Raw genomic sequence first — 1,099 nt, forward strand, 5'->3', positions numbered from 1 at the left:
CTGCAGACCTCGTTCATGCCTGGTCGTGACTTCGCGTCCCCAGCCGACTTCAACACCCAGCTGGATGACTGGTTGCCGCGCGCGAACCAGCGCGTCTTACGCCGCACTGGCGCACGACCGGGCGACAAGCACGCCGACGAGGTAGCAGCGATGGCGGTCCTGCCGCCGGTGCCACCGACCCTGCACCCGGTGCTGCGAGTCCGGCTGGGCCGCGACTATTACGTGCGGGTCGCCGGCAACGACTACTCCGTCGACCCGTCGGTGATTGGGCGCATCGTGGAGGTCAGCACCGGCCTGGACACCATCACCGTCACCTGTGCAGGGCAGGTCGTCGCGTCCCATCAACGGTGCTGGGACACCCGCGCCACGATCACCGACCCCGCACACGTCGCGACCGCAGGCGTGCTGCGCAGCGCCTACCGCTCGCGCCGCAGCGCGGTGAGTGGCCCGGCTGCTCACGCAGGTGCGGTCGTGGGAGTGCGGGCGTTGTCGGACTACGACGACCTCTTCGCACTCACCCCGCCCAGCGGCGTCGTGGCCCTTGGGGCCGGCGTGGGTGAGTCCGGTGTGCGGCACCTGGAGGTCGTGCGATGAACGGCAAGGACCTCACCGGTGAGTTGGCGTTCTTGGCCCGGGAGTTGAAGACACCGGTCATCAACGACACCTATGCCGCGTTGGGTGACCAAGCCCGCCAGGAAGGATGGTCACACGAGGAGTACCTCGCCGCGGTCCTGGGACGCCAGGTCGCGACAAGGACCGCGAACGGCACGAGGATGAGGATCGCTGCCGCGCACTTCCCGGCGGTCAAGACGATCGAGGACTTCGCCTTCGACCACATCCCCACCGCGGCACGTGATCTGCTGGCGCACCTGGCCACGACCACGTTCGTGGCCAAGCGTGAGAACGTCGTGCTGCTCGGGCCGCCCGGGACGGGCAAGACCCACCTGGCGATCGCGTTGGCGATGAAGGCCGCCGAAGCGTCCTACCCGGTTGCGTTCGACTCCGCGACCGGCTGGATCGCACGACTCGCCGCAGCCCACGACAAAGGCCTACTTGAGCGCGAACTGCGCAAGCTCAACCGCTACCGGCTGCTGATCAT

The 1,099-nt window shown here is 68.2% G+C and carries 2 protein-coding genes; both read left to right on the forward strand.

The genetic code is table 11. The features are described 5' to 3' along the window. Positions 1-594 (forward strand): Mu transposase domain-containing protein (locus AC6EI4_RS19750; RefSeq protein ID WP_498452522.1); only part of this gene is annotated, 594 nt, incomplete at its 5' end. After that, on the forward strand, positions 591-1,099 hold a 509-nt coding region (locus tag AC6EI4_RS19755), incomplete at its 3' end, for an ATP-binding protein (RefSeq protein WP_498452523.1). The genes AC6EI4_RS19750 and AC6EI4_RS19755, both read left to right, overlap by 4 nt.

The sequence above is a fragment of the Nocardioides sp. Z43_10 genome (genome assembly GCF_059766615.1).